Raw genomic sequence first — 22,169 nt, 5'->3', positions numbered from 1 at the left:
GGCTAGCCGCCACTTAGGTCTTTTTTATTTTATTTTTTAATTTACTTGGTATTTTTAATCAGCGTACCCCAACAATGAACAAATTTTCAGCGATTTTAAGTTTATGCTTTAACAGGTATATAGGTATTGTCATCTTATTATCTTTTTTATATGGATGTAATAAAGATTCCAAAAAGCAATATAAAGAACCTAACGATTTTCTATTTACTGCTATGCCAAAAGATTCAACGGGCATTTCTTTCATCAATCAGGTAAAAAACGAAAAAGATTTTAATATTTTCAGATATCGCAACTTCTATAACGGCGCGGGTGTAGGAATTGGCGATATCAATAACGATGGACTTCCAGATGTTTATCTTACTTCAAACATGGGTAAAAATAAACTATACCTTAATCAAGGTGATTTTAAGTTTAAAGATATTTCTGAAACTTCAGCAACTCAGGGAAATCGTTCATGGTCTACCGGTGTCACTATGGTAGATATTAACAGCGACGGTTTGCTAGACATCTATGTTTGTAATGCAGGCAACATTGAAGGTGAAGATCGTAGAAATGAACTTTATATAAATAATGGGGATCTTACTTTTACAGAAAAAGCTTCAGAATATAATCTCAATGAAAATGGTTTTACTACTCATGCTGCATTTTTCGACTATGATCTAGATGGTGATTTGGATGTTTATATCCTCAACAATAGTTTTATTCCTGCATCAAGTCTTGGTTACAATAATAAAAGAGAACTTCGTAGTAAAGACTGGAATTTACCAGAGGTTTTTAAAGGCGGCGGAGATAAACTATTACGAAATGATAATGGAAAATTCAAAGATGTTAGTGAAGAAGCCGGTATTTATGGTAGTCTAATTGGTTTTGGGCTTGGGGTGACCATTGGTGATGTCAATAATGATATGCTGCCCGATATCTATGTTTCAAACGATTTCTACGAGCGTGACTATCTATATATTAATGAAGGGAACGGTACTTTTAATGAGGGAATAAAAAATAGAATTTCGCATTTAAGCATGTTTTCTATGGGTGCTGATATTGCTGATATCAACAATGATGGATTACCTGAAATTTTTGTAACTGATATGCTCCCCAAAAATGATGAACGCATAAAAAACACTACTGAATTTGAACGTTTTGATCTTTATAAATTAAAGCAAGATCGCGATTTCTATCATCAGTTTATGCAAAATAGTCTTCAGCTAAATACTGGAAATAATAGTTTTTCTGAAATCGCATTTTATAGTGACGTAGCGCAAACAGATTGGAGTTGGGGTGCCTTAATCTTCGATATGGATAACGATGGTTATAAAGATATTTATGTAAGTAACGGCATCTACCACGATCTTACTAATCAGGATTTTATGGATTTCTTTGCTAACGATATTCTTCAGGATATGGTGCTTACCGGGCAAAAAAAGGAATTTGACTCTATTTTAAACGAAATGCCCAGCACGGCTATTCCTAATTTTGCATTTAAAAATAATGCCGATTTAAGTTTTTCTAACACTACAGAAGATTGGGGATTTGATACGCCAAGTTTTTCTAATGGATCGGCTTATGGCGATCTAGATAATGATGGCGATTTAGATCTTATCGTGAACAACGTGAATATGGAATTGTTTGTTTACCGCAATGAAACGAACAAGAAGAGAGATCATAACTGGACTAAAATTGAGCTAAAAGGGAACGATAAAAACACCTTCGCTATTGGTAGTAAAGTGGTAGTTTATACTGAAGATAATCAATTTACCCAACAACTTATTCCTACGCGTGGTTTTCAGTCTTCAACAGATTACAACTTAACTTTTGGTATAGGAGCACAAGAAAAAATTGATTCGATACGTATAACATGGCCTGATAAAATGGCCTCTTTAAAAACTAATGTTGAAATTAATACACTTTTAGTTTTCGACCAGACTGAAGCAGAAGAATTCAGTCTTTCAAAAATCAATTACAATCAATATTTCAAAGAAATCGACACCGATTTTACTGCACATAAAGAAGATAACTACATAGATTACGATTACGAAGGTTTGATCAACAAAATGCTTTCTCGCGAGGGGCCTGCAATTGCTGTTGCCGATGTGAATAATGACGGAAATGATGACTTTTACATGGCAGGAGCGCGAAATCAGTCGGGAGTACTTTATATTCAGCAGTCTAATGGTAGATTTTTACAAACGATTCTGGATAACACCGAAGAATCTAAAGTTTTTGAAGAAACCGGTGCTATTTTTCTTGATATTAATAATGATGACTTTGAAGACCTAATTATAATTTCTGGCGGGAATACTATTTATGCTGATAAAGCGCAATATGAAACTCGAATTTATCTGAATGATGGGAATGGAAAATTCAGCGAAGAAAATTCAGCTCTTCCTATCAATGACCAAAACGCAGCTGTTATTGCAGCAAATGATTTTGATAATGATAGAATTACCGATCTATTTATTGGATATCGAAGCGTTCCTGGAGTTTATGGTATTAATCCCATGCATCAATTGCTTAAGAATAATGGAAACGGACAATTTACCGCGTTAGATACATCTAATCTCGACAATCTGGGAATGATCACCGATGCGAGCTGGGTAGATATCAATAACAATGGGACTGCTGAACTAATCGTCACGGGAGATTGGAAGGCACCGGCAATTTTTAAAGTTCAGAATAAAAAATTAACTCAAATAAGCTCTAATCTTAGTGAATACGCTGGTGCATGGAACAGTATGAAAGTTGCCGATCTTAATAAAGATGGACTCCCCGACTTGATTTTAGGAAATCGCGGCACTAATTCTTTTTACAATGCAAGTAAAAAAAAACCGGTGAAAGTATACATCAGCGATTTTGATGATAATGGCACCACAGAACAAATTTTCACGAGACCTATTAATGGAAAAGACGTTCCCATACATTTACGTAGAGAACTTTCTGGCCAGATTTCTTCGGTTAAAAAACAAAACTTAAAATTCGCTGAATATGCAACAAAATCTATAGATCAGTTATTTTCTAAAGAGGTTTTAGCCCAAGCTTTAGTAAAGGAAATTAGCAGCTTTAAAAGTGTTATAGCGATCAACAAAGGAGATGGAAACTTTGACATTAAGGAAATGCCGCCTATGGCACAATTTAGTTCTATTCATGCCATCGAAGTCATAGATGTTAACAATGACGAAAATTCGGATATTATTATTGCCGGTAATGACTACGATCTAAAACCTCAGTTTTCAAGATTAGATTCTAATTATGGACTTGTTTTAGTTAACGATGGAAAAGGCAATTTTAAAGCCGAAACTTCAGAAAAAACAGGTCTATTTTTTAAAGGTCAGGTTCGGGATCTAAAAATTATTCAAAATAAAAAAGGCGAAAATTTACTGTTAGTGGGAATTAACAACGAAAAACCGAAATTGTACAAACTTCAGTAATGAAAAAGCTTTGCTACATATTGATTTTGGTGATTATGGCGGCCTGTTCTAAAAAAGAGATAGAACAGGACGATACTGCTCCTGCCCTATTTAAAGAATTGGATGCAGAAATCACCAATCTTAATTTCAGTAACACACTCACTGAAACAGATAGCCTCAACATTTTAGATTACCTGTATTATTATAATGGCGGTGGCGTTGCTATTGGCGATATTAATAACGACAGCCTGCCTGATATTTTTCTTACCGGAAATCAGGTCCCCAACAAATTATTTTTGAATAAAGGAAACCTGCAATTTGAAGATATTACTGAAACTGCCGGAGTTTCTGGAAATTCAGATTGGAACACGGGTACAGCGATAGTGGATATTAATGGGGACAATCTTTTGGATATCTATGTTTGCGCCGTTGTTGGTATTAATGGGCTAAAAGGGAAAAATGAACTCTTTATCAATAATGGCAACGGAACTTTTACTGAAAAAGCAGCCGATTTTGGTTTAGATTTCCAGAATTATAGTACCAATGCTGCCTTTTTTGATTATGACAACGATGGCGATTTAGATATGTATTTGCTGAATCATGCTGTGCATACGGTAAACACCTATGGTCCTGCTGAAATTAGAGAGAAACGGAATAAAAAAAGTGGCGATAAACTGTTAAGAAACGACGGCGATCATTTTACCGATGTTAGCGAAGAAGCCGGGATTTACGGTGGCTCAAATGGTTACGGACTTGGGATAGCTACAGCCGATTTTAATAACGATGGCTTTACCGATATCTACATCAGCAACGATTTTCATGAAGACGATTTTTATTATCTGAATAATGGTGACGGTACTTTTACCGAAAGTCTAAAATCTAAATTTGGGCATACCAGCAGATTTTCTATGGGTAGCGATGCTGCCGATGTGAATAACGATGGATTTTTGGATATTCTCACCTTGGATATGCTTCCTGATGATGAAAAAGTGATTAAAACGAGTATGGGCGATGATTCCCCAGATATCCATAAAATGAAGAGTGAACGTCTGCATTATCACGATCAATTTAGCCGCAACATGTTGCAAATAAATCAGGGAGGTGAATATTTTCAGGATCTAGGATTAATTAGTGGTCTGGCCGCTACCGATTGGAGCTGGAGTGCGCTTTTTGCTGATTATGATTTAGACGGAATACAGGACGTTTTTATTTCAACAGGAATCCCAAAGCGCCCAAATGACTACGATTATATAAAATATGTTTCGAATAATCAGATTCAAAAAGAACTGAGTAAAGGAAATAAAATCGATAAAAAAGCGATCGAAATGATGCCTTCTGGAGCGGTAGCAAACCGTATTTTTAAAGGTAGTAAAAGCCTGAATTTTAAAGATCTTTCTGGCGTCTGGATCTCAAAAGACAGTATTATGAGTACCGGCTCGGCTTATGCCGATTTAGATAACGATGGCGATCTGGATATTATTACCAACAATATTAACTCGCCGGCACGGATTTATGAAAACTTAATTACTAAAAACAATAAGAATTATCTGAAAATAAAATTGGAGTACAAAACTTCAAATATTCAGGGAATTGGCAGTAAAGCAATTGCTTATCAAAATGGGAACCGACAAATAAAACAATTATTTACTACACGCGGATTTCAATCGGCTTCAGAGGCTGTAATACATTTTGGCTTTCCGGAAACTACTAAAATCGATTCTCTTTTAATTATTTGGCCCAATAATTCTATTCAGAAATTATCGAATATCGACTTGGGGCAAACACTTTATCTAAAGCCAGAGGAAAATCTAAAAAAAGTAAACTACACTACCCTTTTTATAAAAAATGAGCCATGGTTTACTAAAGTCGATTCGTTGCCAGGGCTTGATTACGAGCATAAAGAGAATCGCTATCAAGATTTTGATCGCCAAAAACTAATTCCGTATAAAATTTCAGATCGTGGCCCGGCCGTTGTGGTAAAAGATATCAATGGCGATGGGAAAGAAGATATTTTCTTCGGAAGTGCAAAATTCGACAATTCAGCAGTCTATTTTCAAACCAAAAAAGGCTTCGAAAAACAAACAATTTCGGCTTTAGAGGAGGATATTCACACAGAAGATATTTCGGCAGTAATCGAAGATTTTGACAATAATGGAGAAAATGATTTGCTTATTGTTTCGGGGGGCGGAGAATATTATGGTGAAAACAAAGCCTTATTAGATCGATTATATCTCCAGCAAGATAAAAACTTCAGTAAAAGTAAATTTCCGGAATATTTTGAAAATGGTAGCGTGGTAAAAGCAGCCGATTATGATAGCGATGGCGATATAGATCTTTTTGTAGGCGGCGCTGCAGTTTCTAACGATTTTGGTAAAATTTCGCAGTCATTTTTACTGAAAAACGAAAATGGAAATTTTAGCATCGATCAAAAAAATAATCTTGGACAAATTGGAATGATTACCGATGCTACCTGGACCGACTTTAATAATGATGGGCAGATCGATCTTATCGTAGTTGGCGAATGGATGGCACCAAAATTCTATGAGAATCAAGGAGGAAAACTTACAGCATACAAAATTGAAGGTGATTTAAAAGGATTATGGCAAACTATCGCCGCATTTGATATAGACGATGATGGTGATAAGGATTATTTGCTAGGAAACTGGGGATTAAACACAAAATTGAGCGCAAATAGAGAGAATCCGCTTAAAATGTATTATCTTGATTTTGATACTAACGGAAGTACTGAAACCATTCTAGCCCAGGAAAAAAATGGCAACTACTATCCCGTTAATGGTTTAGATATGCTGGTGGGACAATTGTCTTATCTGCGTAAAAAATTCCCCAACTATAAAAGTTTTGCAGGTAAAACGGTCGAAGAAATCTTTAGTAGCGAAAAGCTGAATAAAGCGGAAATTTTGGAAGTTGAAACACTTGCTTCAGGATATTTGCTAAATGAAAATGGAAATTTCAGCTTTAAAGCTTTTAAAAATCCTTTACAAATATCCCCAATAACATCATTTTTGGAGTACGATTTTAATAAAGACGACAAAACTGAAGTGCTTATTGGCGGTAATTATTTTGGAACGATACCATATCATGGCAAATTCGATCAACTCGCCGGCATTATGCTGCAATCTGTCGACACTTATATCGAAGCAAAAGATCTTGGTATTAATTTTACACAAAAGGCGTTAATTAACCTTGATATTTTAAATTTTGAAAACCAGGATTATTTACTAGTAACCTTTAATAACGATAAACCAGAAATTTATAAACTCAACTAAGCATGAGAAAAGCTCTAATGTTACTTTTAAGTATAGCAATACTCAGCGCCTGTGCAGATGATAAAAATACAAATATTGAAGCCCTAAACATAAGCGCTTTAGATTATCACGCCTCTTTAGACCAAATTACCAATATCATGGTGCATGATATTTTCTCGCCACCGGTCGCAAGCCGAATTTATTCGTATGCTAACCTTGCTGCCTACGAAATTGTAGCGCAACATAATCCCGAATTAGAGTCCCTCACAAAAACTATAAATGCAGATATCAAAATCCCGGTATTAGATACTACCAAAAATATAGATTATAAAATGGCGGCCTTAATCGCACAATTAGAAATTGGGAAGACGCTTATTTTTTCTGAAGCCGAAATCACCAATTACAGGGATAGTTTATTTGTACGCTGGAAAGAAAATAATGAGGAAATCTTTTTAAATTCTGAAACCTACGGAATGCAGGTCGCTGATGCTTTCAAAAGATGGATCGATAAAGATAACTATAAGGAAACGCGAACCATGCCTAAATTTTCGGTGTATACTGAAGATGTTTCGCGTTGGCAGCCTACTCCCCCAACCTATATGGATGGGATAGAACCACATTGGATGAAAATTAGGCCTTTCACATTAGATTCGGCTTCGCAATTTAAACCAAAGCCTCATCCTGAATTCTCGATGAAAGTAGGATCCGTTTTCTATAAAGAGTTAATGGAGGTTTATGAAGTAAGAAATCAAATGGATAAAACCGGGAACAAATCTGAAGAGCTGTCTATCGCTAAATTTTGGGATTGTAATCCTTATGTTTCAACTCAACGTGGACATTTAATGTTTGCCACAAAAAAAATTACTCCTGGCGGTCACTGGATTGGTATTACAAAAATCGCAAGTCAAAAAGCCAATCTTGATTTTGATAAAACCGTTTATGCCTATACCACTATAAGTATAGGTATTGCTGATGCTTTTATAAGTTGCTGGGACGAAAAATATAGCAGTAACCTTATACGTCCAGAAACACTTATTAATAAGTTTATAGATGACCAATGGAAACCCGTTTTACAAACACCTCCATTCCCAGAGTACACCAGCGGACATTCTGTTGTAAGTGGAACTTCTGCAGAAATATTAACGCAGTTATTTGGTGATCAATTTCAGTTTTTAGATGATACAGAGGTACGTTATGGCTTACCGCAAAGAGAATATACATCATTTAGAAATGCAGCTCAAGAAGCTGCGCTAAGTAGACTCTATGGTGGCATACACTATCGTGCAGCTATAGAAAATGGATTGGAGCAGGGAATCGATCTAGGAAAGCATGTTGTGAATACTTTAAATGTAAAAGCGTTATAGATAATGAAGAAACTACTTTTGGGACTATTCATCGTAGGCTTAGTTGGTATTTCTATCTGGTATCTTGCTGTTAAACCTTACGACTATAGCATTGCCTTTACCACCAATACTCCAAGTGGTATTATTTACGAAAAATTACAATACTGGCAATATGACCATTTCAGCAATGCCGAAATTACTGAAGAAAGCCTGAATAAAAAAGTAACGCATAAACTCGATTTTGAAGATAAACCCTTACTAATCGATTGGAATATTTCAACTTTAAATGACTCTGTAAACCAGATAAAAGCAGTTGTGCATCATCCACAAAATCGTATTTCTAATCGGCTTTCTTTATTGTTCGGAGAAAATAAAGAACAAGATAGCCTTAAAGCAGAACTCAAGATTATTCGAAAATCTATTGAAGCAGATAAAAGCAATTATTCTATTAAAATAATTGGTAAGGCAAAAGCGCCAAAAACAGATTGTGCGTGCATGAGTTTAAAAGGGCAGTTACAACAAAAAGCCATGCTCATGATGACCAATATTGGTTATTTATCAGACTATGTTTTAGAACATGAATTGGAAATGCCAGAAAAACCAAGGGTTTTGGTTAAAAGCTGGGATAAAGTAACGAATGAAATTAAATTCGATTTTTGTTTTCCTATTATACAAAAAGAAGGTTTATCCGAAACCGAAAAAATCAAACTAAAAACGCTGCCATCATTTAATGCAATGCATGTGGTCTTTAATGGGAATTACCTATTCACGCATTTCGGCTGGTATAAATTACAGGATTATGCTAAAAAGAATAATTTAAACCTTAGTGACCAAGTATTAGAAGTTTTTAATAGTAATCCAGAAATGGGAGGAAATTCTATTGATTGGAAAACTGATATTTATACTTTGGTTAGATAGGTTAAATATTCAGTAAAAAATATCTACTATAAATATCTAATTTGGATATACTTTAATAAAATCTTTTTTCGAATTTGAAATACTATTAGAAATTCTTTTAATTTCCAAATCCGCTTTTTTGAAATCAAAAAATTGCTGTAAAGTAAAAAAGCTGTCCTAATTAAAAGGACAGCTTTTTTTATATAACAATTAGCACAACCAAAATGCAAACTAATTTTATAAAAAACATTAAAAAGGTTCTAAAGCGACATTGCTTTTCCTCCTCCAAATTCTTCTACTGTTCCACAAGGAATGTATTCTCCGGGGATTGGATCGTACCAAAGTACATTTTCTCCTATTTGTTCACTTGTTAGCCAAGCCCAAATCCCGACATCTCTAACAATTTCTAAATATGCTAGAGCACCAGAATCATGGTTTTCAGCTATATCTTCTTCAGGAGCTCTATCTTGAGGATCCTGAGTTTCAGTATTCCTTTTTGGCATAAAACGTTGCTTTTCTTCTGGACTGGCTTTTAAGTATTTTGCTATAATTTTATCATATTGTTCAGTCGTACCATTCCCAGGATTTTCAGCGAATTCTTTTTCAAAAGCACTCGCAAAAGCATCAGCGGATTTCTGGAATTCTTCTTGTTGTGATTCTGGAGCGACCTCAGCCATATAAGAATCTATAAATTCAGCTAAATTTAAGTCGCCGGCACCAGCGGTATCTGTTTTAGGCAAAATTACTTCTAAAACCTCTTTCAGTATAAATCCATTTGCAGCAGATAAAAAAGTAGGATTCCAATCGTAAGTTGGATCGCTCTTACAACTTTGCAATAAGCTTAGTGTACTGGGGCCAACAAATATCACTCCAGCTCCCAATCCAATATTTCTTAAGGCTTGTCTTCTATTCATGATTTTCGATTAGGAGTTAGACGATTTTTTAAAGTTTTTAGAGGCGTGATCTGCGGCTCTGGCAGTCATTGCCATGTATGTAAGCGATGGATTTTGACAACCTGAAGAAGTCATAAATGCGCCATCGGTAACATAAACGTTTTTAACAGCGTGTACCTGATTATTTCCGTTCAAAACAGAAGTTTCTGGATCACGTCCCATTCTTGCTGTTCCCATTTCATGGATACCAAGTCCCGGAGCTCCTAAATTATCGTAAGAAGAAATATCACGGCAGCCTGCTTTTTCTAACATAGCGATAGCCTGCTCTTTCATATCCTTACGCATTTTAATCTCGTTTTCTTTAAATTCAGCATCAAATGTAATTGTAGGAATTCCCCATTTATCGAGCTTATCGTAATTCAAAGTCATTTTGTTATCATGGTAAGGCAGGCATTCTCCAAAAGCTAAAAGACCCATCGTCCATCCTCCCGGTTTTGTAATGGCTTCTTTCATCTCCTTACCATATCCCAATTCTGCAATAGTTTCTTGCCAGTTATCACGACTAGCACCTCCCTGGTAGCCATATCCTCTTATAAAATCTAAGCCTTCATTATCACTTAAATTTCTGAAACGTGGCAGGTAAATTCCGTTTGGCTTTCTACCCTTATAATAAGAATCTTCAAAACCATCATACTTTCCTGAAGCTCCAACCTGAAAGTGATGATCCATAATATTGTGTCCCAGTTCTCCACTATCGTTTCCTAAGCCGTCAGGAAATCTATCAGATTTGGATTGCATTAGAATGCTGGTAGAAGCCATTGAAGAAGCGCAAAGGAATATGACATTGGCATTAAATTCCATCTCTTCTTTAGTTTCCGTATCGATTACTTTTACACCTGTCGCTTCTTTAGTATCGGGATCATATAACACTTCACTTACAATAGAATAAGGTCTCAGGGTCATGTTATTAGTTTTGCTTGCCGCCGGCAATGTAGAAGATGGGCTGCTAAAGTAACCGCCATAAGGGCAACCTCTAATACAACGATTTCTAAACTGACAATTAGAACGTCCTTCAAATTTCTTATCTCCGGTTATATGGGCTACTCTCCCTGCGGTTAAAACTCGGCCTTCAAAGTTTTCTGCAATTCGCTCTCTTACATGCTCCTCTAAACAATTTAGATCCATAGGAGGCAAAAAATTACCATCTGGTAATTGGTTTAATCCTTCTTTGCGGCCACTTACCCCTATGTAGGATTCTACATAATCATACCAGGGCGCAATATCTTTATAACGAATAGGCCAATCGACACCTACTCCATCTTTTTTATTTGCTTCGAAATCTAAATCACTAAGACGATAGCTATGACGTCCCCACATTATTGATCGACCTCCTACATGGTATCCACGCATCCAGTCGAATCTCTTTTCTTCGTTATACGGGTGATCTATATCATCTACAAACCAATGTGCACTAGCCTTATTCGTAGAATATCCTGTACGGGCTTGTTTCTGTTGGCGCGCAGCTTCTTCGCGAGTTTGTTTTCCTTTAAATTGATAATCCCAAGGATCATCATTCATCGTGGGATAATCTTTCACGTGTTCTATCATGCGTCCTCTTTCTAACACCAGAGTTTTAAAACCCTTTTCGCACAATTCTTTTGCGGCCCATCCTCCACTAATTCCTGTACCAACCACAATGGCATCGTAGGTCTCGTTTTGATAATAGCTTTTGCTCACAATTTTGTTATTGGTTAATAATTTGATAATCGAATCATCTCAAATATATAAATTATTGAGTATAATTTCACATCTTTACAAAAAACAATACTTTTATAACTGAAATAAAAATTATTCTTCAATTTATTATAACATATTAAGAGAATTTATGAACATCAAAACATCCAGGTTTCGAATCATATTTTTAGGCTTTATTGTCTTCAATTTATCATTACTTTCTTGTAAAAATAAAGAAACAGAAAATAAAGAGAATACCTCCGCATCCATTGATTCTACTGTAAGCAATAAACCTTTCTTCAAATTAAGTTTGGCGCAATGGTCTTTAGAAAAACCAATTCACAGCGGAAAATTAGATGCAATTGATTTTGCTGAAAAAGCAAGTCAGTTAGGTTTTGAAGGAGTCGAATATGTAAATCAGCTTTATTTTGATAAATATCGAGATTCAGATAATCCTGAAGCTGCATTCTCAAAACTTTTAGACACTTTAAAAGCAAAAAGTGAGCAATTTAATGTTGAAAATGTGCTGATAATGGTCGATGATGAAGGAGATTTAGCAGCGATGGAAGATGAAAAAAGAGAAGAAGCCATCCAAAAACATAAAAGATGGGTAGATGCAGCTCAATTTTTGGACTGCCATGCCATCAGAGTAAATCTGTTTGGAAGTAATAAAGAAGCAGAGTGGAAAACAAATGCGGTAAAAGGCTTAACTGAATTATCTGAATATGCTTCTACCAAAGGTATTAATGTATTAGTGGAAAATCACGGCGGTTTATCTAGCAATGCTAAGCTTTTAGCTGAAGTTATGGACGAAGTTGATTTACCAAACTGTGGAACATTACCCGATTTTGGTAATTTTTGCCTGCGCAGAAAGAATGGTGAAATGTGGGGTGCAGAATGTGTTGAAGAATATCCCACCTATCAAGGAATAGAAGAAATGATGCCTTACGCAAAAGCCGTTAGTGCGAAAACTTATGATTTTAATGAGGAAGGAAAAGAGTCTTCTATGGATATTTCAAGAATCCTTAAAATCGTAAAAGAATCTGGATACAAAGGTTGGATAGGAGTAGAATTCGAAGGATCAAATCTAACTCCAGAAGAGGGAATATTAAAGACAAAAGAATTATTACTCGAAGAGGCCGCGCAACTCTAAATTAAAAATATGAAAAAACGGATTAGATTTCAGTTATCCCTTATGATGTTCCTAGAATTTTTTATCTGGGGCGGATGGTTTGTTACCTTAGGCACTTTTTTGGCTGATAATTTGCAAGCTACGGGAGCAGAAACTGCGATGGCATTTTCAACACAATCTTGGGGAGCAATTATCGCCCCTTTTATCATTGGTCTTATTGCTGATAGATTTTTTAATGCTGAAAGGATTTTAGGCGTTTTGCATCTAATTGGTGCTATTTTAATGTATTTGATGTACAGCTCTGTAGACTTTGGAAGTTTTTATCCCTATGTGCTAGGATACATGATATTATACATGCCAACTTTGGCTTTAGTAAACTCTATTTCATTTGCGCAAATGAAAGACCCATCTAAAGAATTCTCTAATATTAGAGTTTTTGGAACTATCGGATGGATTGTCTCAGGAGTGGTTATTAGTACAGTGTTTGCTTGGGATGCACCGGAAGCAAGAGCTGAAGGGATGCTAAAGTATACATTCTTAATGGTGGCTATTGCATCAACAATATTAGGCCTTTTTAGTTTCAGCTTACCTAAAACTCCGCCTTCTGGTAAAGGAGAGAAAATTACTATTAAAGATATACTGGGATTAGAAGCTATTGGATTACTGAAGAATAGGAACTTTTTAATGTTCTTTTTATCTTCAATATTAATTTGTATTCCTCTAGCCTTTTATTATCAAAATGCAAATCCGTTTTTAGCTGAAATAGGTATGGGATCGCCTACTGCAAAAATGGCTATTGGTCAGGTTTCAGAAGCTTTATTTCTTTTATTGATTCCTTTTTTCTTTAAGAGATATGGTTTTAAAATCACGCTTATTGCCGGAATGTTGGCATGGACCATCAGATACCTATTATTTGCTTACGGAAATGCAGATGAAACAGTTATCATGCTTTATTTAGGCATCGCTTTACATGGGATTTGTTATGATTTCTTCTTTGTATCGGGACAAATTTATACCGATTCTAAAGCTGGTCCAAAAATTAAAAGTGCGGCCCAAGGACTTATTACACTAGCAACCTACGGAGTTGGAATGCTTATAGGGTTTTGGGTAGCAGGTCAAATCAGTGATATGTATCTTAATGCCGATGGAAGTCACGATTGGACGAATATCTGGATAGTTCCTGCCGGTTTTGCTTTTGTGGTGATGATCTTATTTGCTATCTTCTTTAGAAATGAAAAAGTAGAATACTCAGAATAAAATTTAAAAAATAGCATGGGAAAGAAAATAAAACTAGGCATACTTGGTGGCGGTAACAACTCTCTTATTGGTGTTTTGCATCGGGTAGCTTCTTCAATGTTTGATAAGTTTGAACTTGTTGGTGGTGTTTTTAATACCGATTTCAACGAGAGCATAAAGTTTGCAGAAGATATAGGAATCAATACTGGTAGAGTTTACAAATCTCTAGACGAGTTTATAGAAAAAGAAAATAACCTTCCGGAAGAAGAAAGGGTTAAAGTTGTTTCTGTTTTAACTCCTAATTTCCTTCATTTTCCTATGGCAAAACAGCTGCTGGAAAATGGTTTTCATGTGATTTGCGAAAAACCACTGACAACTACTTTAGAAGAAGCTAAAATTCTAAAAGAAACTTCAGATAAAACAGGAAAAGTATTTGCGGTAACTTATACGTATACGGGATATCCAATGGTTCGCCAGATGCGAGAAATGATTACTTCTGGGAAACTTGGTAACATTCAGAAAATAGATGTTCAATATTACCAAGGATGGATTAACCCAATAATTCATGATAAAGAACAACGAAACAGTATTTGGAGATTAGATCCCGAGAAATCTGGCATTAGTTGTTGCCTTGGGGATATTGGTACGCACGCTTACGATATGATCGAGTATGTTACCGGTATGGAAGTCAAAAAAATTCTTGCCGACCTTAATTATCTTTATAAAGATAATGAGATGGACATTGATGGAACGGTTTTACTCCGCATGGATAATCAGGTAAAAGGAGTACTTAGAGCCAGCCAAATTGCTACAGGCGAAGAAAATAATTTTACGGTAAAAATTTACGGAGATAAAGCCGGATTAAAATGGGAACAGGAAAATCCTAATTATCTTTATTTATTAGAAGAAAATAAACCTTTACAGGTACTCAAACCAGGACATGCCTATAACAGTGAATTTTCTTTAAGCGGAACAAAATTGCCACCGGGCCATCCTGAAGGAATTTTTGATTCCATGGGAAATATCTATCATGGAGTGGCTAAAGCAATTTTAGGTGAAGATGGATTTGATGGTGAATATCCAACGATTACTGATGGTTTACGAGGTATGAATTTTATCGAAAAAGCCGTAGAAAGCCACAAAAAAGGAAATGTTTGGATAAGCATAGACAATTAACCTTCAAAAAAACTAACTAATGAAAACTATTAAAGGACCAGCTGTTTATTTAGCTCAGTTTATGGATTCTAAAGCTCCATTTAATAGCTTAGATGGGCTGTGCCAATGGGCTGCAGATTTGGGTTATAAAGGAATACAAATTCCCACATGGGAATCTGCACTTATAAATCTAAAAAAAGCAGGAGAGAGCAAAACATATTGTGACGAACTAAAAGGAAAGGTCGCATCGTATGGTTTAGAAATTACAGAACTCTGTACCCATTTACAGGGGCAATTAGTAGCTGTACATCCTGCTTATGATACCATGTTCGATAATTTTGCGCCAGATGATTATAAGAACAATCCAAAAGCGAGAACGGCTTGGGCAATAGATCAGTTAAAAAGTGCTGCTAAAGCGAGTAGAAATTTTGGTTTGGATGTGCATGGAACGTTCAGCGGTTCCCTCCTATGGCATACGGCTCACCCATGGCCGCAACGACCAGATGGTCTGGTAGAATTAGGATTTAAAGAACTGGCAAATCGCTGGTTGCCTATTTTAGATGTTTTTGATGAAAATGGAGTTGATCTTTGTTATGAGATTCATCCTGGAGAAGACCTTCACGATGGCGACACTTTTGAGCGGTTTTTAGCCGAAACCAATAATCATAAACGCGCAAATTTATTATATGATCCTAGTCATTTTGTGTTGCAACAACTGGATTATCTAACCTATATCGATCACTATCATGAATTTATTAAAATGTTTCATGTTAAAGATGCCGAATTTAATCCTACGGGAAAAAAAGGAAGTTTTGGAGGCTATAATAATTGGGTAGATCGAGCCGGTCGTTATCGTCACCCTGGTGACGGACAGGTAGATTTTAAAACTATTTTCTCTAAATTAACGCAATATGGTTGTAATGTTTGGGCAGTAATGGAATGGGAATGTTGCATTAAATCACCAGAACAAGGTGCAAAAGAAGGTGCTCCTTTTATTCAAAGTCATATTATTGAAGCTACACAGAAAAAATTTGATGATTTTGCAGGTTCCGAAATTGATGAAAATCATCTTAAAACAATTTTAGGGATTAAGTAAGTCTCAACCTTAGCTAAGAAAAATGAAGAAACTAGGAATAGCGCTTATAGCAAGTGCTTTTACAATAGTTAGTTGTAAAAATTCTGAATCAGATAAATCTGAAAAAGTGGCTAATGAAGAATCAACTGCCGAAATTGAAAAACCTGCAGAAGATTGGATTGATTTAAGCACGAGTAATATCAATGACCATTGGAAAGCCTATAATCGCGATTCTATCACGCAATGGACAAGCAATGATGCAACGTTTCATCTACTTCCGAAAGAAGGACGCAATCAAACTGAGAATCTAATAACTAAAGAAAAATATACCGATTTTGAGCTTTCTATGGAATGGAAAATTTCAGAGGCTGGGAATAGTGGTTTCATGTGGGCTGTCATAGAGGATAAAGAACTGGATGAGCCCTATTTAACCGGTCCGGAAATTCAGGTTTTAGACAATGAGAAACATCCCGACGGAAAAAATGGCCCTAAGCGCCATGCCGGTGCACTTTACGACATGATAGCACCTTCTGAAAATACAACGAAACCAGTTGGAGAATGGAACAGCATCATTCTAAAAATAGATCACAAATCAAATAAGGGTTCTGTTATGCAGAATGGTGTGAAAATCGTCGAATTTCAGGTTGATGGCGATGGCTGGGAAGAGTTGGTTGCAAATTCTAAATTTGCAGATTGGGAACAATTTGGAAAAGCAAAATCAGGCCACATCGCTTTGCAAGATCACGGAAATGAAGTTTGGTTTAGAAATATTAAAATTAAGCGATTGGACTAATTAGAGAAAAAAATAATTTTATAGATAATTAATATTTTTCTGAAGTCCTTAATTAGCTGAACTATTGCTGAAAGCACGCGAATACTGAAACTTCGCAATGTTAAGCTATACTTAAATCTTTGCGAAAGCACTATATTCAAAGTACTTTAGTACCTATAATCACAAAACCAATCATTATTATGAAACGTATTAGCTTATCGCTACTATTCTGCGCTTCACTTTTTATTACTAGTTGTAAAAACGAAAAAAAAGATAACGAAGAAGCAGAAGTAGATGATCAAAACACAGAAATGACTTCTGAAATGGACGAAGATATGGATGCCGAATCTTCTGAGAAAAAAGAAGTTATGGTAACCTTAGAACCTAAGAGTGATAGCAATCTTTCTGGAGAAGTAACTTTTACTGAAGAAAACGGTGAAGTAACTATGGAAGCAACTATCATGGGACTTTCTGAAGGTAAACATGCAATCCATATTCACCAAAAAGCAGACTGTTCTGCTGCAGATGGAACTTCAGCTGGTGGACACTGGAATCCTACTAACGAGCCTCACGGTAAATGGGGATCTGAAGAAGGATACCATAAAGGAGATATTGGAAACTTTGAAGTAGATTCTAGCGGAAAAGGTACAATCACTGTAACTACAGACGAGTGGTGTATAGGATGTGGAGATGACACTAAAGATATTCTTGGAAAAGCAATCATCGTACATGATGGTGTAGACGATTTCACTTCTCAACCATCAGGTGCCGCTGGTACTCGTGTAGGATGTGGAGTTATTGAAATGAAATAATTTTAGTAGAAATACTATAATATTTTAAATAAAAGCAGCTATTCATTTAGCTGCTTTTATTTTTTTATATATTTTTAAAGAAACTAACCACATTCAGATTTATGCAGCAGGATGAACTTATTCTTGAGTTACAAAAAGGGAATCAAAAAGCCTTTGAGCGTATTTACCAGCTCTACTCAGAAAGTACTTATGGAATTATCTTTAGTATAATTGGTGAAAAAGATATCGCCGAAGAAGTGTTACAGGATGTTTTTATGAAAATATGGGAAAATGCATCGTCTTACGATTCTAGTAAAGGCCGTTTTTTCACTTGGGTACTCAATATTGCCAGAAATGCATCTATTGATAAAATACGATCTAAAAGCTTTAAAAATAAACGACAAAACCTAGCTGCAGATAATTTCGTAAATATATTAGAATCAAAAACTAATTTTAGTTCTACTATAGACGCTATAGGATTGAAAAAATATATTGAAGTTCTAAAGCCAGTTTGTAAAAAATTAATCGACCTATTATTCTTCAAAGGATATACTCAAAAAGAAACCGCTGAAGAATTGGAAATGCCTCTGGGAACTGTAAAAACCAGAAATAGAGCCTGTATAAATAAATTAAGAGAAATTGTAGGAAACTAATGGCTGAGATCGAAGAATACATATCATCTGGAATTCTGGAACTTTATGTTTACGGTGCACTTAGTGACAAAGAAAGTCGCGAAGTAACTGCTGTACTTAGAGAATATCCTGAAGTAGAAAAAGAAGTTGAAGAAATTGAAGATGCGCTTCAAAAACTAGCCGCCGGTATTGCTCCATACAATCCGGAAGCGCTATTGTCGACATTAAAATCTAAATTATCTTCCCGTACTCCTGTAAGGCAATTAAGTCCTGAAAGTAGCCAGCGCACAAGATGGGTTAGTTATATAGGATGGGCTGCAAGTTTAGTATTCTTGATAGGGTTATTCTTTTTATTCCAACAGAATAGTGAACTTAGAAGATCTTTAACTGAAGCTGAAACGAAAAATAGTATTATCGAGCAGCAAATCGCAGATATACGTGACGAAGCTGAAAATACCAAACAAATTTTAGCAGCAATAAGAGATAATAATATCTCCAGAATACCATTGCAAGGTCAGGAAGGTTTTTCTGAGGCTTACGCAACGGTTTATTGGAATGATATAGATGATACTGCATATATTGATGCTAAAGGTTTACCAGAACCACCAAGAGGTCAGGTTTATCAGGTTTGGTCTTTAACAATGCAACCGCTCACTCCTACTAGCTTAGGATTATTGGATGATTTTGCTGGAGATGAAAATAAAATCTTCAGTCTGGAAAATGCGAATCAATCTGAAGCCTTTGGTATCACGCTAGAGCCAGAAGGTGGTAGTGAAACGCCAACGATGGATCAATTATATGTTTTAGGTACAGTTGCTGCACCTTAAAATGTATTTAATATTATAAAATTAAAAAGCCCGGCAATCGCCGGGCTTTTTTCATAGGTGTTTATCATTCAATTTTCAGACAAACTGAAAGGCTTGCCGAAGCAAGCCTTTCACTCTAACCAACCAAAAAAAATCAAAACTTAAATCAAAAATTCGACCAAAAAAAAATGATTCAAGCCTGAGAAGCATTTCTCACTTTGCTTCTCATTTATATTTACGTAGAAAAAGCCATCGCGGTTTTTAAAAGTTTGATTTTTAACATTTAAGCCTGTTTTTTTAAGATATCCAATTCTTGAAATCTTTAACGCGTTCCCTACTCACAATGATCTGAAATTCATTGAAGTTCGTAAGCTTCAGTTCTAATCTAGAATTTGTGTAAGAAATTATATCTTTAATAGCTTTAATATGAACAATACACTTTCTGTTAATTCTAAAAAACTTTTTAGGATCGAGTTCCTTTTCAAGCTGCTCTAAAGAAACATCCATCAAATATCCTCTTCCTTCACTATTATGAATGTAGGTTGCTTTATTTTCAGAATAAAAACATACAATGTCTTCAACATCAATAATTTTTAGATGCTGCCCAACCTGAATGGTGAATCTGGATTTATAATTTTCAGAGGAAGAAAAGCTAAGCAAACTTCTAAAATCATCTACATTTAGTTTTATCGATTTCGATTGGTAGGTTTCTTCAAATTTCTCGATCGCTTCATCTAACTCTTCATCATCAATCGGTTTCAATAAATAGTCTACACTATTAAGTTTAAAAGCTTTAAGCGCATATTCATCGTAAGCCGTAGTAAAAATAATAGCACTTTTTACCTTTACGGCTTCAAAAATTTCAAAAGATAATCCGTCACTAAGCTGAATATCCAAAAATATTAGATCTGGATGCTCATTTTCAGAAAACCATTGTATTCCCTCAGCAACCGAGTGAAGCATTACTTCTACTTCTAGTCCTTTTTTATTCAGTAAACGATTTAACCGTCGTGCGGCCGGCTTTTCGTCTTCTACAATTACTAATTTCATGTAAATATCTTATTCCCAGCGTTGTTGATCTTGCTCTTTGTTCATGTATTCGTTTATCTTTCGTTGTTCCCAATCTTTATTGAAAATTGGATTTTTATCAAAGGCTTTTAAATAATCGAATACCAAACCTATTCCCCAGCCAAATAAAACCCATAAAAACCAAGGATATTGTAGATTGATTGTGTACCAATTTATTCCGAATAAAAAGAGATTTACTACTATAAACACCGTTAAGTGCGAATAAAACTCTTTCATTTTTTTTACCTTCTTACGTGCCTCTAGGTATTTTTCTTCTGAATTATTCATAATCGATAATTTTAGTCCTTTTGATTCATTATTTCTTTGATCTTACGCTTTTCCCAATCTCTTGCTAAAAACAGATTTTTATCAAATGCTTTTAAGTAGTCAAAACCTAAACCTATTCCCCAGCCAAATGTTCCCCATAAAACCCAAGGAAATTCGATATAGTTTTTGTAATAATTAAAACTCAAAAAAACAAGGTTAACGAAAACGAAGATTATTAAATGGGCATAGAACTGTTTTAAATTTTCCATTTTTTCTCGTGCCGCAAAATATTTTTCTTCTGAATTATTCATAATCGATGATTTTAGCCCTTTTTATTCATTATTTCTTTAATCTTACGTTCTTCCCAATCTCTTCCTAAAAATGGACTATAATTGAAGGCGGAAAGACCATGAAACAGAAGTCCAAGTCCCCATCCCATAGCTGGGAAGATTACCCATAAAAAATCTATGGTTAGGTAATTAAAAACTCCTAAAGCAGGAATAATAATACAATAGGAGGTTAAATTTCCATAAAAATCTTTTTCTTTTTTAACCTGCTCCTTTGCGTATAAATAATTTTTATTCGCTAGTTCCAAATCTTTCATTTTTTCAGTTTTAAATAATTGTGCGTGCTTAGTTTTTTTCGTCAATAACGGAAGACGTACCATAAACTCGCTTTCAGTTTTAATAATCTCCATCGTTCTTTCAGTAAGCAAATTATAACGCTCTTTAATATTTAGAAGCCCTACACCGCTCCCGCCACTTCTTAGAATTTCTTTAGGTTGAAGATTATTTTTTACCACCAAAACTTTATCGGTCTCGTAAATAGTAATTACCAGTGGAGATTCTGGTGTGATTTTATTATGCTTTACGGTATTTTCCAATAATAGCTGAAGCGATAACGGAACCACCTTAGCTTCTAGATTCGAAATTTCTGTAGGAGGATTATAAATGATAGAATCTTCAAATCTCATCTTCAATAGATTCATATACACAATTGCGAATTTCAACTCTTCTTCTATTGTAACTAGCTCTTTACTTTTTTGCTCTAGAACATAGCGGTACACTTTTGATAATGAACCGGTAAATTTTTGTGCTTTATCAGGATCTTCATCAATTAAAGAACTTAGCACATTTAAACTGTTGAATAAGAAATGAGGATCTAGTTGGTTTTTAAGCGCATCGAATCTTGAGGTTGCTGTACCCGCTATAATTTTTTGCTCGTTCATTTTTTCTTCCTGTCGCGACTTAAAAAGATAAATCAAATGAAAAAACAGGGTTATCGCGGTACTAAACAAAAGCGGAAATAAATAATATCTTAATTTTTCTTCGCTAACAAACTCTGCTATTGTCTTTGTGGGAACAAGCCACACTAGATGTGTTAACCTGCACAAAAAATAAGCAACAAGTGTAACTATAATTGCACCTAAGGCCGAATAAAATATTCGTCTTGTTCCTGCATTTTCCCAACCAACATATTTTTCAAAAAGATCGGCATACAAAACATTAACGATAGTGATCGATATACTATAAAAAACCATCACTCCCCAGTTTTTTATATCTCTAAAAAATTCTATATCAAAATCATTAAATATGAAGTTAATAACGAAAACCAGAATACATACAACAATACTGATCCTGAAAATTTTAAGTAAACTTTGCATAAGCGAAATGTTATGGTTCTAAAAATACTATAAAT

18 protein-coding genes are annotated in these 22,169 nt (G+C 35.2%); 12 read left to right on the top strand and 6 right to left on the bottom strand.

What is annotated here, in order from left to right; all coding sequences use genetic code 11:
• Positions 1 to 74: 74 nt before the first annotated feature.
• The 4 genes from QWY91_RS02845 to QWY91_RS02830 are packed head-to-tail and all read left to right on the top strand — an operon-like array spanning position 75 to position 8,931.
• Positions 75 to 3,425, top strand: coding sequence for a VCBS repeat-containing protein (locus tag QWY91_RS02845; protein WP_290231510.1), 3,351 nt, complete (start codon positions 75 to 77; stop codon positions 3,423 to 3,425).
• Positions 3,425 to 6,691: a VCBS repeat-containing protein gene (locus tag QWY91_RS02840; protein WP_290231508.1), complete on the top strand. Its 3,267-nt coding sequence runs from the start codon at positions 3,425 to 3,427 to the stop codon at positions 6,689 to 6,691. The genes QWY91_RS02845 and QWY91_RS02840 overlap by 1 nt, the downstream gene beginning before the upstream one ends.
• Positions 6,692 to 6,693: 2 nt before the next feature.
• The gene (locus QWY91_RS02835; protein WP_290231506.1) at positions 6,694 to 8,034 is read left to right on the top strand and encodes a vanadium-dependent haloperoxidase; all 1,341 of its coding nucleotides are present in this window, start codon (positions 6,694 to 6,696) and stop codon (positions 8,032 to 8,034) included.
• A gap of 3 nt (positions 8,035 to 8,037) precedes the next feature.
• Complete coding sequence (locus QWY91_RS02830) at positions 8,038 to 8,931, top strand: GyrI-like domain-containing protein (RefSeq protein ID WP_290231505.1); 894 nt, start codon at positions 8,038 to 8,040, stop codon at positions 8,929 to 8,931.
• A gap of 239 nt (positions 8,932 to 9,170) precedes the next feature.
• Here QWY91_RS02830 and QWY91_RS02825 read toward each other — a convergent pair whose 3' ends face one another.
• Both QWY91_RS02825 and QWY91_RS02820 read right to left on the bottom strand, forming a co-directional pair.
• Positions 9,171 to 9,824: a gluconate 2-dehydrogenase subunit 3 family protein gene (locus QWY91_RS02825; RefSeq protein WP_290231503.1), complete on the bottom strand. Its 654-nt coding sequence runs from the start codon at positions 9,822 to 9,824 to the stop codon at positions 9,171 to 9,173.
• A gap of 9 nt (positions 9,825 to 9,833) precedes the next feature.
• Positions 9,834 to 11,540 carry a GMC oxidoreductase gene (locus QWY91_RS02820; protein WP_290231501.1) on the bottom strand — a complete coding sequence of 569 codons (1,707 nt, stop codon included), beginning with the start codon at positions 11,538 to 11,540 and terminating at the stop codon, positions 9,834 to 9,836.
• Between the two features lie 148 nt (positions 11,541 to 11,688).
• Here QWY91_RS02820 and QWY91_RS02815 point away from each other — a divergent pair, with 148 nt between their 5' ends.
• From QWY91_RS02815 to QWY91_RS02780, 8 genes are all read left to right on the top strand, one after another.
• Positions 11,689 to 12,690, top strand: coding sequence for a sugar phosphate isomerase/epimerase family protein (locus QWY91_RS02815; protein ID WP_290231499.1), 1,002 nt, complete (start codon positions 11,689 to 11,691; stop codon positions 12,688 to 12,690).
• 9 nt (positions 12,691 to 12,699) lie between these two features.
• The gene (locus QWY91_RS02810; protein ID WP_290231497.1) at positions 12,700 to 13,926 is read left to right on the top strand and encodes a nucleoside permease; all 1,227 of its coding nucleotides are present in this window, start codon (positions 12,700 to 12,702) and stop codon (positions 13,924 to 13,926) included.
• 15 nt (positions 13,927 to 13,941) lie between these two features.
• A complete protein-coding gene (locus QWY91_RS02805) occupies positions 13,942 to 15,081 on the top strand; it encodes a Gfo/Idh/MocA family protein (protein ID WP_290231495.1) in 1,140 nt (379 codons plus the stop codon).
• Between the two features lie 19 nt (positions 15,082 to 15,100).
• A complete protein-coding gene (locus QWY91_RS02800; protein ID WP_290231493.1) occupies positions 15,101 to 16,156 on the top strand; it encodes a sugar phosphate isomerase/epimerase family protein in 1,056 nt (351 codons plus the stop codon).
• Between the two features lie 22 nt (positions 16,157 to 16,178).
• Positions 16,179 to 16,928, top strand: coding sequence for a 3-keto-disaccharide hydrolase (locus QWY91_RS02795; protein WP_290231492.1), 750 nt, complete (start codon positions 16,179 to 16,181; stop codon positions 16,926 to 16,928).
• 179 nt (positions 16,929 to 17,107) lie between these two features.
• Positions 17,108 to 17,719 (top strand): superoxide dismutase family protein, encoded by a 612-nt coding sequence (locus QWY91_RS02790; protein ID WP_290231490.1) that lies wholly within the window; start codon positions 17,108 to 17,110, stop codon positions 17,717 to 17,719.
• Positions 17,720 to 17,820: 101 nt separating this feature from the next.
• Positions 17,821 to 18,351, top strand: a complete 531-nt coding sequence (locus tag QWY91_RS02785; protein ID WP_290231488.1) for an RNA polymerase sigma factor — start codon at positions 17,821 to 17,823, stop codon at positions 18,349 to 18,351.
• Positions 18,351 to 19,157 carry an anti-sigma factor gene (locus QWY91_RS02780; RefSeq protein ID WP_290231486.1) on the top strand — a complete coding sequence of 269 codons (807 nt, stop codon included), beginning with the start codon at positions 18,351 to 18,353 and terminating at the stop codon, positions 19,155 to 19,157. Before QWY91_RS02785 ends, QWY91_RS02780 begins: the two co-directional genes overlap by 1 nt.
• 276 nt (positions 19,158 to 19,433) lie before the next feature.
• On the opposite strand, the gene QWY91_RS02775 is transcribed toward QWY91_RS02780, so the two are convergent.
• The 4 genes from QWY91_RS02775 to QWY91_RS02760 are packed head-to-tail and all read right to left on the bottom strand — an operon-like array spanning position 19,434 to position 22,134.
• Positions 19,434 to 20,186 carry a LytR/AlgR family response regulator transcription factor gene (locus QWY91_RS02775; protein WP_290231484.1) on the bottom strand — a complete coding sequence of 251 codons (753 nt, stop codon included), beginning with the start codon at positions 20,184 to 20,186 and terminating at the stop codon, positions 19,434 to 19,436.
• 9 nt (positions 20,187 to 20,195) lie between these two features.
• Positions 20,196 to 20,492 carry a 2TM domain-containing protein gene (locus QWY91_RS02770; protein ID WP_290231482.1) on the bottom strand — a complete coding sequence of 99 codons (297 nt, stop codon included), beginning with the start codon at positions 20,490 to 20,492 and terminating at the stop codon, positions 20,196 to 20,198.
• Positions 20,493 to 20,503: 11 nt separating this feature from the next.
• The gene (locus QWY91_RS02765; RefSeq protein ID WP_290231480.1) at positions 20,504 to 20,782 is read right to left on the bottom strand and encodes a 2TM domain-containing protein; all 279 of its coding nucleotides are present in this window, start codon (positions 20,780 to 20,782) and stop codon (positions 20,504 to 20,506) included.
• 11 nt (positions 20,783 to 20,793) lie between these two features.
• A complete protein-coding gene (locus tag QWY91_RS02760) occupies positions 20,794 to 22,134 on the bottom strand; it encodes a 2TM domain-containing protein (RefSeq protein WP_290231478.1) in 1,341 nt (446 codons plus the stop codon).
• Positions 22,135 to 22,169 lie beyond the last annotated feature (35 nt).

It is taken from the genome of Zunongwangia endophytica (assembly GCF_030409505.1).
GTDB lineage: Bacteria > Bacteroidota > Bacteroidia > Flavobacteriales > Flavobacteriaceae > Zunongwangia > Zunongwangia endophytica.
The sequence above is the reverse complement of the archived record's forward strand: the minus strand, read 5'-3'. Positions and strand labels throughout refer to the sequence as shown.

Coding starts and splice junctions, on each gene's coding strand:
- QWY91_RS02845 (WP_290231510.1), top strand. CDS start 75: ATGAACAAATTTTCAGCGATTTTAAGTTTATGCTTTAACAGGTATATA.
- QWY91_RS02840 (WP_290231508.1), top strand. CDS start 3,425: ATGAAAAAGCTTTGCTACATATTGATTTTGGTGATTATGGCGGCCTGT.
- QWY91_RS02835 (WP_290231506.1), top strand. CDS start 6,694: ATGAGAAAAGCTCTAATGTTACTTTTAAGTATAGCAATACTCAGCGCC.
- QWY91_RS02830 (WP_290231505.1), top strand. CDS start 8,038: ATGAAGAAACTACTTTTGGGACTATTCATCGTAGGCTTAGTTGGTATT.
- QWY91_RS02825 (WP_290231503.1), bottom strand. CDS start 9,824: ATGAATAGAAGACAAGCCTTAAGAAATATTGGATTGGGAGCTGGAGTG.
- QWY91_RS02815 (WP_290231499.1), top strand. CDS start 11,689: ATGAACATCAAAACATCCAGGTTTCGAATCATATTTTTAGGCTTTATT.
- QWY91_RS02810 (WP_290231497.1), top strand. CDS start 12,700: ATGAAAAAACGGATTAGATTTCAGTTATCCCTTATGATGTTCCTAGAA.
- QWY91_RS02805 (WP_290231495.1), top strand. CDS start 13,942: ATGGGAAAGAAAATAAAACTAGGCATACTTGGTGGCGGTAACAACTCT.
- QWY91_RS02800 (WP_290231493.1), top strand. CDS start 15,101: ATGAAAACTATTAAAGGACCAGCTGTTTATTTAGCTCAGTTTATGGAT.
- QWY91_RS02795 (WP_290231492.1), top strand. CDS start 16,179: ATGAAGAAACTAGGAATAGCGCTTATAGCAAGTGCTTTTACAATAGTT.
- QWY91_RS02790 (WP_290231490.1), top strand. CDS start 17,108: ATGAAACGTATTAGCTTATCGCTACTATTCTGCGCTTCACTTTTTATT.
- QWY91_RS02785 (WP_290231488.1), top strand. CDS start 17,821: ATGCAGCAGGATGAACTTATTCTTGAGTTACAAAAAGGGAATCAAAAA.
- QWY91_RS02780 (WP_290231486.1), top strand. CDS start 18,351: ATGGCTGAGATCGAAGAATACATATCATCTGGAATTCTGGAACTTTAT.
- QWY91_RS02775 (WP_290231484.1), bottom strand. CDS start 20,186: ATGAAATTAGTAATTGTAGAAGACGAAAAGCCGGCCGCACGACGGTTA.
- QWY91_RS02770 (WP_290231482.1), bottom strand. CDS start 20,492: ATGAATAATTCAGAAGAAAAATACCTAGAGGCACGTAAGAAGGTAAAA.
- QWY91_RS02765 (WP_290231480.1), bottom strand. CDS start 20,782: ATGAATAATTCAGAAGAAAAATATTTTGCGGCACGAGAAAAAATGGAA.
- QWY91_RS02760 (WP_290231478.1), bottom strand. CDS start 22,134: ATGCAAAGTTTACTTAAAATTTTCAGGATCAGTATTGTTGTATGTATT.